Below are 12,130 nucleotides of genomic sequence, written 5' to 3' on the forward strand. Positions count from 1 at the left end.
AATGTACGAAAAGAGGGAGAAAGTCTAAAGTATTCGTGGATAATTAATTCTTTATGTCCTAATTTCTCCATCAAACATAATTCTGGACATACCTATAATGACATAAGATTATTTTGGCTCAACTAAAACCAGGGAAACCAATTTCCTTTTTTTGAAACCCATTAAATCTGTCAATATGAAAGCAATTGATCAACAGCAAATCAATCCTTTTTTGTTTTTTAAGCAAAACAAAAAAACTACCTCAAGATTGTCCATATTACTTTCCTTTTTAATTCTGCACCTTACCGTTGGATGCTCTTATTATAAGGTGAGAGAGGTCAATATAACAAAGGAAAACATATCCAGTACAATTGAAGAATTTAACACCCAGGGTCACTATGCCATTATAAATCAAACTTGGCACCTAGAGAATCTAGTGGTCAATGAGGATGAACGAACCATACAGGGTAGGGTAACCCCTTTACCTTTTGAGCATCAGGATAAAAAGGCGAGATGGGACGAAACTACATATAGGTACAAAAAATATAAAAAGGAGCCCTTAAATGAATTGCACTTTACAATTGATAGTTCAATTTCCATTTCAAACGGGGAAGAGTTAACAGTACCTTTTAACAAGATTCTTGCGCTTTCCCTAAATGACAAAAACAGGTCCCGTGCTGCTGGTAATGTCTTTTTGGGTACGGTTGGCGTCCTTGCTGGCCTGTTCTTGATCATCGCCTTAACCAAAAGCTCTTGCCCTTTTGTTTATATAAAAAATGGAGAGGAATATGTTTTTACGGGAGAGCTATATCCGGGGACCATTACGGCCAATTTGGAGCGGGACGATTATTTGCCCCTTCCTAATTTTAAAGCTGAAAACAATGAATTTGTTCTAAAAGTTACAAATGAGTTAAAAGAAATACAGTACACTGATCTGCTAAACCTACTGGTGGTAGAGCATGAAAAAGACCTAAAAGTCCTTTTGGACAAAAACGGGACGGTCCAAACCTTTACATCCTTATCCTCACCAAAAACAATGAGTACAGAAGGCAAGGAAGAAATAGAATCCATCTTAGAAAAAGATGGGCAATTTTATTTGTTCGATGGCCAAGAAGAAACCACCAATAGTACCAGAAAAGTAGTTTTTACATTCGACCGCCCAATGAATTCCCATTCCGCCAAGCTATTGCTTACGGCAAAAAATTCTTTTTGGTTAGATTTTGTTTTTGGTCAGTTCAATAAACAGTTTGGTTCCTACTACAACAAATTTCAAAAAGATCAGCAAAAGGTGCCAAAGGAAAAAATACAACAATGGGCAACAGACCAAAACATACCCCTTTCCATATATGTAAAGTCCAATAACAAATGGAAGCTCATAGACCAAATAAATACGGTGGGACCTATGGCCACAAGGGATATTGCCATACCCATTGCTTTTGAAAACAACCAAGATGAGCCCTTGGAAATTCTATTGGAAACCGGTTTTATGTTCTGGGAACTGGACTATATAGGAATTGATTATTCCGATACTAAACCCCTAAACATTACTACGCTGGAACCCTCCTTGGCCATTGATGAAAATGATAGGGTTGTAACGGATATTCTTAAAAAGGCGGACCATAATTATTTTAAACAACCCTCTATAGGGAATGAAGTTGTGGTGACATTTACATCTAAGACCGCGGATTCTTCCTTAAACAGATCTGTTTTCTTAAAAAACAGGGGGTATTACAACTACATAAGAAATTATGAAGGGGTGCCAGACCTTAGTAGATTAAAATCCTTTAAGGAGAAAAACAGGTTTACCAGATTTGCCGAAAACGAGTACAAGGCCTTGATGGCTTTTGATAACCCAAACAACATTTCATTATGAACCATATACATACACTGGTAACCGCAACACAGAAGGAAAACACCTCTATTTCCCATGGGGAAAATATCCAAACAAATCAACCCAAGGTACTTGTTGGAAGAAAAAAAATATGGGTGCACTTAAGATTAAAATACACGCTTTTGGGCATAGCCATAAAATCCTATTCCAATCCCTTTGATTGGATAGGTGCGCTAAGGTATCTAGTGAAATTGCGAAAACGGTTTTTAGGTAACCATAGACTGCAAAAGATTGCTTTGGTAGATGATAGATATTATATGGGACTCTATACCCCGGGGTGGAACAGTCCTGTTTACAAAACCTTTATTGCTTCACAGTTAAATGATTACAAACCCATTAATGGCACATTAAACAGGTTTAACAATGCCTTTGTTGCCATTACCAAAAAATGTGCCCTACAGTGTGAACATTGTTTTGAATGGGATACTTTAAACAAAAAGGATGTTCTATCTGCAGAGAAACTGACTCAAATTGTTAGAAAATTGCAAGAGCAGGGGGTAAGCCAAATCCAATTTAGTGGGGGAGAACCCCTACTGAAAATAGACATGCTCCTTGAAGTATTGGAAAAAGTGGAGAAAAAAACAGATTTCTGGATTTTAACCTCTGGCTTTAAACTTACCCATAAAAATGCAAAAAAATTAAAGAAAGCAGGGGTAACAGGGTTCCATATAAGTTTAGACCATTTTGTACCAGAAAAACATAACGAGTTTAGAGGCTTTAAAGAGGCCTATTATTGGGTGGAAGAAGCGGTGAAAAATGCACATGAACATGGATTGGCAACGGCCTTGTCCCTCTGTGCCACAAGGGACTTTATCTCCAGAGAAAATCTTCTTTCTTATATGGAACTGGCAAAAAGACTAAACGTATCCTTTGTACAGTTGTTGGAACCCAAGGCCGTAGGGCATTATGCGGCCAAAGATGTGCTTTTACAACCCCATGAAATTAGTTTGCTGGAGGAGTTTTATCTAACAATGAATTTTGACCCAGCCTGTAAAACTTATCCCATTGTTACCTACCATGGGTATTACCAAAGACGGCAAGGTTGTTATAGTGCAGGAGTTAAGGGGTTGTATGTGGATACGGATGGCGATATAAATGCCTGTCCCTTTTGCCAGAAAAAAACCGGCAATGTACTGGATGGCCATTTTGACCAAAACCTAAAAAAATTACAAGAGGAGGGATGTCCCACCTATACAACTAAAAGGAAGGAGCCATGCCTGTAGAAGAATTGTCCCATATAATGGTCTGGATAGTGACCACCTTGCTATTTATGCTTAGATATCTAGTGGTGGCGGGCTTGTTTTATGTGTTGTTCTATGTGTTTTTTAAGAAAAAGGAGTGGAACCAGAAAATACAGCATAAAAAACCTAGAGTGGGACAGATAAAAAAGGAAATAATCTATTCCCTTGGTACGTTTATCATATATGGGAGTTCCATTCTCTTGTTTCTATATTGGATAAGGAACGGAAAGACCAAATTGTACACGAATATTGACACCTACGGTACTGTTTATTTGGTACTTAGTATTGTATTCATGGTGGTTTTACATGATGCCTATTTTTATTGGACACATAGACTAATACACCATTCCAAAGTGTTTAAATATGTGCATAGAACACACCATAGATTTCATAACCCCACGCCATGGGCAGCATTTGCTTTTCATCCCTTGGAAGGCATGCTGTCTATGGGAATTATACCTATTATTATTTTTATGGTGCCATATCACCAATATGCGTTAATAGGTTTTATTAGTTTTATGACCCTGTACAATGTATTTATTCATTTGGGGTATAAAGTTAGTGGGTTCCCGTATTTAAAATACCAGAATACAACTATGGACCATGACTATCATCATCATAAGGGACATGGAAATTATGGATTGTATTTTAATGTATGGGACAAACTAATGGGGACGTATCTTACCAAAAAGGAAAGAGGTTAATAGATTTTCCACCAGCTTTAAAGTAGTATAGTGAAATGGGGGTTTAAAATATTCTATTTTACATAATATAAATTATAGAACATTTATGTGTAATTCTCGTAATAGCGCATTTATGCGATATTTGACATAATTAAGTTATAGCCACGGCGTAGTTGTGCTATAACGTCTAGAATTATGTTCAAGAGAATTTTACACTACTGATTACTATCTTGGATTATTCTGCCACCGCTTCATCTTCATCTGGCCACCAAATACTATGAGCCACTGGCTAGTCTTATTTGTCACGAATTTAAAAGCTAGCCTTTTAGATTCATTTAAAATTCGAGTATTCAAGGAAATGTGTACAAGATTTTTTTCCACGACATTCTCGTCAGTTTGCCGCAAGAGCTAAAAATTACTCTGCGAGATAATTTCTTAGCACTTGCTAACCTCTCGTCTTGTTTGAATCTTTTCTTTAGACACTTCTAACATTATGTCAAATAGGATTTCAACATCTTAACCAGTAAGCGTTTCTTTTATCTTTTTTTTCTTGATAAAAAAAGAAACAAAAAAATCAAGGCTTACAGATAATTTTAGAAACAATGTACGGCTTAGTCGCTATATTTTAGGATCCATCCTAACTCTTAAGACTGCTTTAATGTATAAGCATCTTTTCAACCGTAAAAATAAATAGTAACCAGCTCCCTAAAATATGGCCGCTCCCCTCGCCTATTGTTTAGCTAAAATTCTCTTAGGCCTAAAAACACACAATTAGACTTTCGCAGTATAATCAATTTTAGAAATGTTAAGCAATTTTAATGTACCGTCAATATAAATTAAGGCTAATTCATCCTTTGAATCCGCAAAATCTCCTAAACCACTAAACCATATTCGATAATCGCCCCTTCCATTTGAACGATACAGAGAAACTTCTGTTGAAAATTCACCATCATTTGTTATGAAGATACACTCTGGTTTGACTTTATGAGTAGGACCCAATTCTTGATTTTCATAATCGTGAATACCATTACGGAGTAAAAATTCTCTTACTCCTGAAACCGCATCCATAATACTTTTTTTCAGACCTGTATCGGTTGGAATAATAATCGAATAATCAATTCCTTTCGCCTTAAGAATTTCAATATTCTTTGTATAAACATCACTTTCAGCTATCACAGCCTCATTAATTCTAGATTCGTTAATAAGCCCTCTAATTACGTTGCCTCTATGCTCCCTAGCTGCGTTTTCATGACTTCCTTGTCTAGCAACTTCAAAATACTTTGTTTCATCTGCGGTAAGTTTCTCTAACTCCTCTTCTTCATCTCCATTATAGTAGATATCGTACTTGTTTTCTAGATCCAGCAACATAAATTCCAATAAATCTAAATCCAAATCAGATTTTTCTATATTGTTTAATTCTACAATTAGAGTAAACAGATTTGCTTTATTAAACCAATAGCTTCCACTAGAAAATTTCAATTCTTTAATTATAGAAATTGAATTGGTTATTCTTCCGAGAATATCAGAATAACTAGAAAAATCGTCATTATACTTTTCTAAATAATAATTTATTCTATTACTTCTTCCGAAGTAAGTGCCTTCCAGTAAAGTAGATGCAATGAGCATTATATATTGCGAATCGAACATTCGCTTAACATCATTGTTAGAAAAAACTTTATTTTCCTCAAAGAAATTGATTATTGACTGTCTTAAGTCGGCACTTATCAAAACACTTGTCTCTTTCTCACTAGGATTATAATCAATATCTGTTAATAGTTTGCCGAAAATTGCAAATTCACCTCCACCATATTCGGCATTCAAAATTTCATTTGAGTTCAGTGAATAATTCGTACTATTAATTCGTTTGAAAACTTGAATTATTCTTTCTTCGCCGATATCCTTCAAATCTTTTACTGTAATCAAGTAATTCAAGAATTCTCTTTTTTCAGCCTTTTCTAAATCATCAAAATGGGGTATACTTTTTTGATTTGAGAAATCTCCATCCTTTTGAATATAATCAACTATTGAGGATAGTCTTTGTTTGCCATCTACTACAACTTCCCTTGCCTTAAGGTTATCGATATCCACTTCTTCACTAGCTATGTAGACCTCTGGGAAAGGAAAATTTAAGAGTATTGTTTCAATAAAAGCATATTTATGCTGTTTTTTCCAAACAAGTTTCCTTTGAAAATCAGGGCCTAAAATCAAAGAACCTGATGTAATTTTATTATATAAATCAATTAGTTTTACACTATTAGACGGTATGGGTGCTTTAAGTTTCATGAATTTTATCTCAATAAGTTTACTTGAATGTTCTTTATATTTTGTTGATGGTAAGTCTCAAAAAAATACCAGGATTTATATATTTCTAAATTGACTTCTCTCCCGTACTCTTTTTGGTATTTTTCTTGAACCTCTAGGATTTCCTTTGTCAATCTGAATTCTAAAGGCAAAAACCTAATGGCCAATTTTCCTTTAAGGGCGTATTTCCCGAAAGAATTCCTATTATCCCAAGTATTCTTATAAAAGCCAGTATGGTTATACAAATTCAATAATTCTTTATCAAATAAATAGGAAGATACTATAGCAATATCTAAATCTGATTTCTTTGCTGAAGATTCCTTTTTATTATTGTAGTCAAATTCCTTAAACAGATACAACCCTTCAGAAGCATCATCTGGTTTTAGACTAAATCCAAATTTACCGGACCCAACTATAACAATATCTCTTATGTGAACACCGAGTATTGAAGCTATATCCTTTTTAAAATCAAATTCTTTTCCCGATTTTATTTCTTTGAAAAAAAACGTCTCGTCTTCAATTAAAAATTTTTGTACAAAAACGTCTGGTTTTAAGTCAACACAGTTTTTTTTAAATGCTTCTACTGTCATTTACTTATCTTTTGTAATTCTAGAAGCTGTTTTTTAATTGTAATGCCTAACACTCTAGCCAAAAGAGGAGGTACAGCATTTCCGACCTGAGTATATTGCGGCACCTCAAATTTTCGCATTTGACCGCCGGTGGTTACTTTAGATTTAAATTCGAACCAATCAGGAAAGGATTGGAACCTTGCCATTTCTCTAACGGTCAGAGTTCTAGGTTGTTCCGAATCATAATGACATAAATCATCAGGAATAGTTAATTGAGCCGGTGCCGGTTCAAATTCTTTTAATGCCCTTTGAGAATGTTTTTTTGTTGGTATAGATTTTATCAATTCTTCGACTTCCTCAATATCTTTTGGAACCATTAAAGTTTCACGATCACTTTTTTCAGGGAAAAAAAGTAAATTGTGATGAGAAAATTCATCGAGTAACTTACTTCTTATCTCGTTTGACACATCTTTCCCAGTAAATAGGTCAAAAGCACCCTTTTTAAGTCCATTTTGAAACTGCTCGATTACTTGATAAAATCTGAACCTTGACTTTATAACAAAACTATGTCTTCTTGGTTCATGATTTTGAATTATTGAATTTTCGTAGGAATTTTTTGGGAAAATCTCATTAAGTAGATTTGCATACTTACCCTTGGTTTTATTAAAATAATATTGGAGTTGTGTCCTACGAATATCTCCTATTGCTTCGCTAGTAGTAATAAAATCTCTTTCTAAATGGGTTATTTCTGGTAATATATTCCCATTGAATAATTCAGGTTCAGATTCAATATCATAATACTTGAAATCTTCTATATTAACCAACGAGAGATTATTTTTATTCTTTCTTACTTTGTTATAAAATGACTTTGAAATTTTTAAAATTTCGTTTTTAGGGTCCTTCTTGAAAATTGAATTAAAAACATCTCTCCTGTAAGCAATCAAAATGAATCTTGGACGATTCTGCGGAACACCAAAATACTTCGAATTCAACATCATACATACTGGTACAAAACCCTCACATACAAAGGCCTTTGAAACTTCAAGCCATGCATAATATTTATTGCCATCTTGCGAAAAAGGAGCGGTAATTCCCTTCACATTTTCCAGTAAAACGGTTTTTGGTTTAATTAACCCAGCAATTTGGGCAAATGAAAGAGGTAATGTATTCTTATGGTCATCTTTCTTTCTTTTTCCAGCTAAACTGAAACTTTGACAAGGTGGACCTCCAGAAATTAAATCAATTTCTTCATCACGAATTTTTTTTGCCAATTTTCTATTCGACTTTAGAATATCCAATAATTTATTGATATCCCCGACCAACAATTTGCCTTTGAAGTCAGTTTTATTATCAATATCGCAAAAATCACCTTTACTAGCTTCAAACGGATTCTCTCTTAGGCGTTTTACAATTTCATTCTTTGGGTAAAGACTTTTTAACCATAGAACATTCTTTGGAACCGTATCTTTTTCTAGAGTCTCAGAAAGAATATTGTGTGCAAATGTTTCAGAAGCCATTGGGGATAGTTCATTAGCAAAATATAAATCATATCCCACAGCTTCCAGACCGAGACTCAATCCCCCACAGCCCGCAAATAATTCAATATGTTTCAATTTCTTACTCATCAATTAATCCTCATTTTCGAGTTTTAAGTTTCCACATACTTCATCAAATATTTCACATGGTTCTATATCAATTGCCAAAGCAATCAAATACAGTTCATCCGCTCTGAGCTTTGTTCTTATATTGTTGGCTAATTCACTCAAACGTGTTTTGCTAATACCAGTTTTCCTAGCCACATCAGAGCGATTCACCGATTTCTTTGCAAGAAATAACCCTAATTCAGTCATTTTTATCTGATTTTAAGATAATAAAGTTAAATACTCGGATACTTTTTTCTGAAAATCTAAACTTTTATTATAAATATTGTCTGACATTCAATATATTTGTTCCGATAATCGGAATATTTTATCTTTAATTTAGACAAATGGAAGGCAAAAATCAGACCAAAATAGATTTAGAAGAAATAGACTTATCTCCCTTTCTAGATTATTTGAATGAATGCCATGAAGGTAACTTACTATCTTTAGCAAATTGGCTTAATAAAGCAATTTATATGTTTCATTATTTACCGGAAGATGCTTTTACAGCACTAGAAAGGCAAAATTATTGCCAAATTTTTATGGAACTCAAATTTGCAGCTTTGGAAAGCTATGATGACCAAAAGAAAGGCAAGAGCAGTATTCAGTTAATTAACAACACAACCAACTCCACCCTCCGTCAGGGCAAGGACACATCATGAAAGATAATCTTGAGGATTTATTTGTGAAGTCTTCAGATATGCCTTCAGTATCAACAGAATCTACTTCAAAAATCAGTCTTACCTTACTTAAATCTAAGATACCCATTTTGTTCTTGAGGAATTCTTGTTGTTCATCCGATAATTCAAATTTTTCATTCATAATAGTTAATTGTATTTAATTAGTAATTGCAATTTTTAATGTGTCAATAATTGGTTGTAATGTTCCCATAGCAGGAATTTCACCATAAATCTGAATAGTATCAACATTAGTTCCCGTAGCTAATTGTAAAGTGGCGGAGGTTCTAGAAGAGTCAATAAAAACTTCTCGGGGGAAAATATTAACGTCCGAATCCGCAGAAAACAAAAATTTAGTATTGTCACTTGGGAATCCATTATCGTTGAAAAAAAACGCTTTTAAATTTGTAGAGTTGTTGGGTAAAAGTTTTAGACTTACCGAATCTGAAACAATTTGAACAAATGAAGGAAATTGCGCTTCTGCCTCTAAACTAATCGTATTAGCACTAACCGAATCTTGAACAATCCTAATTCTGAATGGCCCAGCAATTCTTGAAGCTTTAAGTCTGACAGTATCAACATAAGCATCGGCGACAATATCATACTTAATCGACAAATTAGTTGTTGAAGCATCATTAGCCCATTTACCCCAATTACTTTCCAAGGTTACTTCTTTTGGCTCACCATATCTTATTCCGGGCAGTTTTATAACAAAAGAATAATTGGAAGCACCATCTGCCATTATAATTTCATCAGGCTCAATTAAGCTGAATTCTGTATTTCTAATAACCGTTATATCCTCGTCAGGGTTGTAACACCCAAAAATAATGAGCGAAGTGAAAAATAATAATTCTGTTTTGATTCTCATTTTACCAAATTAACTGCTTGATCTGACCCAAATATGTTCTTTAATAATGGTATCAATTTAAAATTGATCCCAATTGTTATAGCATGAGCTGAATTAATCTTATAGGTTCTTTCCCCTATTGAACTACCATCAATAGATTTAAATAGAACCGCCCCATAGCCTACCTTAACAGCATGCCCTAAATTAAATCCAATTCCAGTGTAAAGTGAAAAAGTGTCACCAACAAGATGCTCCCTTCTCTCCCCTTTGGTTAGTTCAGAAGCGAAAACCGGAACACCAAGTTGAAAACTTAAAAATTTCTCCCAACCCCTAATCTTCCAAAATTTGCTATTCTCATTTGTTGAGCGTATTTGGAAATCAACTCCTGTATAAGGTGCGAATCCAGAAAAATCACCCTTGGCAGAAGTATAATAAACAAAACCAGCACTTTGCTTAATAATTCCACTGCTTCTTGTTAAGAACTGGTATGAAAAAGTGCCTTTTTCCAAAGACTGGGTTTGAAGCCCATATGGAATATTCATAGAATTTATTAAACTATTAACCTTGGTTTCCGCATCAACTCTTTTTGCCAATGTGTCCCTATTCTGTGATAGCACATTAATTAAATTTGAAAAATAGCTGTCAAAGTTTCTGTAATTATCACTCTCTGCCTCAGCTAATAAAAATAGGGCCTGTTGGGATTTGTTAGCTATATTGAGATGTTCGGCAATAGTAGTAAGTTGATTAGTCAAATCACTTTTTGGTTTAAAGTCAATTTTTAATACATCTTTATCATCTTCAATGAGTTTGTATTTACCCCTGATAATACTATCTCCGTGATTTTTAAACTGAGATAAGACTGCATTGACAATCTTGAATTCCTTGTTGAACTCATTTGGCACATAAGTGAAAATGGAATCCGGACGGGTATTATTTTTAAGAGAAGAAATGGGATATTTAAATGGCCCGGGGAAAGTTTTGAAACTATCTAAACCAATAAGCTCTAGTTTCTTTTTGTTAATTGCCAACAGACTATCTATCTTTTTTTCTTTAGCATTGGCAAATGCTTTCTCAAATGTTTTGGCAGGGATTACAAACTTAATTTCTTCTTTTTTTTGTTTAAAAGCATCATTTTCTTTCTTTATACCATTTAAATCTAACTTTACACGACGATTTGAATTTTTAGGAAGATATTTTAAGGGTATTACGACTACTTCCTTCTTCTCGACAGCACCACATTCCAAATATTTTTCTACTAGCGTCTTTAATGTTTTGGTTTTCTTACTTTCATTGACGGCTAGAATCAGATAATTCTTGTTAGGTCTTAAGGGTGGGACGACTACCGTTAATGTGTCTTTATTTCTACTTTCTATTTCTAAAGGAGAAAGTTCAAATTGTTTCTTTGCTTCACTTATGTATCCTTTAGAATCAGTATTTAAACTATCTAAAAACTTTTGATGTTTGAGATATTGTGTTATTCTCAGTTCATATACTCTATTCTCACATTTTAGCTGTTCGATTTTATCTTTCTCTTCTTCGCTACTTATTCTTTTTTCATTCTCTTCTTTGGATTTTTTCCATGATCTGAGCGAATCGGCATAGGCTTTTAAGTGTTCTTTAGATTTCAGGATATCCTTATTTAACTTACTTATTATTAGGTTTTTTGAGTTTGGTGATTGCCCTAAACGGTAGAATGATGTCTGGTTGTCAAAAACTACCTTTCGCTTATTGTTTAGTCTGACTAGATATACCCATTTGACTCTGGCCGTTTCTGAGTCAACCAAGTTCAAAGAGAAATCTAAATCATATGGTAATATTTGTGTTTGTGTTGTGTCTAAAGTAAAGTTTGACTCCAACTTTTTTTGGGCTGTCAAGTGATTAGAACCTATAAAGGTGCAGATTAATATCAATGATAATCTAAAAACCACATTTTTCTTGTAATTAAAAAATAGAGGTTTCAGATCTTTATATTTCATTATTATGGCTTTACCTATTGATAAAATTCAAACATTGGTATACATATATCAATACCCATTAGAGGGTATTTTTAAATGGGGGGAATTAGTATGTTGTAGGAAGTCAATACTTTGGAGTTCTTAAATATAGAAAATGATTGTTAAAATCCATTATATAAAAACCTTAGAATTTTTATGGTTTTTATACCATTTCATACTCTTTTACCTACGAAATTATGCTGCTTCGACAAAACAGTATTTCATTTTCTTACAAATGGTCTTTTTAGTAGAAAAATTTAAAAGGAGATTTTATCAATTCATTCTTTGTTTTACCAAAGCTCAAGTTA

Annotated in this window: 10 protein-coding genes; 4 read left to right on the forward strand and 6 right to left on the reverse strand. The window is 33.8% G+C overall.

Annotated features, from left to right (window positions below):
- Positions 1–175 precede the first annotated feature (175 nt).
- The 3 genes from GGR42_RS01730 to GGR42_RS01740 are packed head-to-tail and all read left to right on the forward strand — an operon-like array spanning position 176 to position 3,815.
- The gene (locus GGR42_RS01730; protein WP_167960235.1) at positions 176–1,852 is read left to right on the forward strand and encodes a hypothetical protein; all 1,677 of its coding nucleotides are present in this window, start codon (positions 176–178) and stop codon (positions 1,850–1,852) included.
- A complete protein-coding gene (locus GGR42_RS01735; RefSeq protein ID WP_167960237.1) occupies positions 1,849–3,093 on the forward strand; it encodes a radical SAM protein in 1,245 nt (414 codons plus the stop codon). Before GGR42_RS01730 ends, GGR42_RS01735 begins: the two co-directional genes overlap by 4 nt.
- Positions 3,084–3,815, forward strand: coding sequence for a sterol desaturase family protein (locus GGR42_RS01740; protein WP_167960239.1), 732 nt, complete (start codon positions 3,084–3,086; stop codon positions 3,813–3,815). The genes GGR42_RS01735 and GGR42_RS01740 overlap by 10 nt, the downstream gene beginning before the upstream one ends.
- 750 nt (positions 3,816–4,565) lie before the next feature.
- On the opposite strand, the gene GGR42_RS01745 is transcribed toward GGR42_RS01740, so the two are convergent.
- Genes GGR42_RS01745 through GGR42_RS01760 form a run of 4 tightly spaced genes read right to left on the reverse strand, consistent with a single transcriptional unit; the run spans position 4,566 to position 8,514 of the window.
- The gene (locus tag GGR42_RS01745; RefSeq protein WP_167960241.1) at positions 4,566–6,077 is read right to left on the reverse strand and encodes a DUF262 domain-containing protein; all 1,512 of its coding nucleotides are present in this window, start codon (positions 6,075–6,077) and stop codon (positions 4,566–4,568) included.
- A gap of 5 nt (positions 6,078–6,082) precedes the next feature.
- Positions 6,083–6,685, reverse strand: coding sequence for a hypothetical protein (locus GGR42_RS01750; RefSeq protein WP_167960243.1), 603 nt, complete (start codon positions 6,683–6,685; stop codon positions 6,083–6,085).
- Positions 6,682–8,289 (reverse strand): DNA cytosine methyltransferase, encoded by a 1,608-nt coding sequence (locus tag GGR42_RS01755; protein WP_167960245.1) that lies wholly within the window; start codon positions 8,287–8,289, stop codon positions 6,682–6,684. The genes GGR42_RS01750 and GGR42_RS01755 overlap by 4 nt, the downstream gene beginning before the upstream one ends.
- A 3-nt stretch (positions 8,290–8,292) precedes the next feature.
- Entirely contained in the window at positions 8,293–8,514 is a 222-nt protein-coding gene (locus GGR42_RS01760) for a helix-turn-helix domain-containing protein (RefSeq protein ID WP_167960247.1), read from the reverse strand.
- A 137-nt stretch (positions 8,515–8,651) separates the two neighbouring features.
- Between GGR42_RS01760 and GGR42_RS01765 the strand changes: the two genes are divergently transcribed.
- Positions 8,652–8,966 carry a hypothetical protein gene (locus GGR42_RS01765; RefSeq protein WP_167960249.1) on the forward strand — a complete coding sequence of 105 codons (315 nt, stop codon included), beginning with the start codon at positions 8,652–8,654 and terminating at the stop codon, positions 8,964–8,966.
- Between the two features lie 175 nt (positions 8,967–9,141).
- On the opposite strand, the gene GGR42_RS01770 is transcribed toward GGR42_RS01765, so the two are convergent.
- Together GGR42_RS01770 and GGR42_RS01775 are read right to left on the reverse strand one after the other, a co-directional pair.
- Complete coding sequence (locus GGR42_RS01770) at positions 9,142–9,849, reverse strand: hypothetical protein (protein ID WP_167960251.1); 708 nt, start codon at positions 9,847–9,849, stop codon at positions 9,142–9,144.
- Entirely contained in the window at positions 9,846–11,804 is a 1,959-nt protein-coding gene (locus tag GGR42_RS01775; protein ID WP_167960253.1) for a hypothetical protein, read from the reverse strand. Before GGR42_RS01775 ends, GGR42_RS01770 begins: the two co-directional genes overlap by 4 nt.
- Positions 11,805–12,130 lie beyond the last annotated feature (326 nt).

The organism is Saonia flava (genome assembly GCF_011927795.1).
Lineage (GTDB): Bacteria > Bacteroidota > Bacteroidia > Flavobacteriales > Flavobacteriaceae > Saonia > Saonia flava.